Origin of the sequence: Ideonella livida (genome assembly GCF_010499455.1) — a bacterium.
In the GTDB taxonomy this organism is placed as follows: domain Bacteria; phylum Pseudomonadota; class Gammaproteobacteria; order Burkholderiales; family Burkholderiaceae_C; genus Ideonella; species Ideonella livida.
Window position 1 is genome coordinate 1 of sequence record NZ_JAAGOH010000100.1, and the last position, 255, is coordinate 255.

General features: G+C 69.4%; 1 protein-coding gene. It reads right to left on the minus strand.

Annotated features, from left to right (window positions below; translation table 11 throughout):
- Nucleotides 1-255 (minus strand): calcium-binding protein (locus G3A44_RS23220; protein ID WP_375138690.1); only part of this gene is annotated, 255 nt, incomplete at both ends.

The window sequence follows — 255 nt, forward strand, 5'->3', positions numbered from 1 at the left end:
CCGGTGCCGCCGACCAGGGTGTCATCGCCGGCGCCGTCGGTCAGGGCGTCGTTGCCGGCGCCGCCGTCGATGGAGTCGTTGCCGGCTTCGCCAAAGAGGTTGATGTCGGTGCCGCTGCCGCCCAGGATGGTGTCGTCTCCCTCGCCGGCGTAGACGTTGCCCCAGCCCCAGACGTGGCTGCTGCTGACGGTGATGTGGTCGTTGCCGGCGCCGGTGCTGATGTAGTCGTCAAAGCCCGCGCTGTTGGTCAGGACG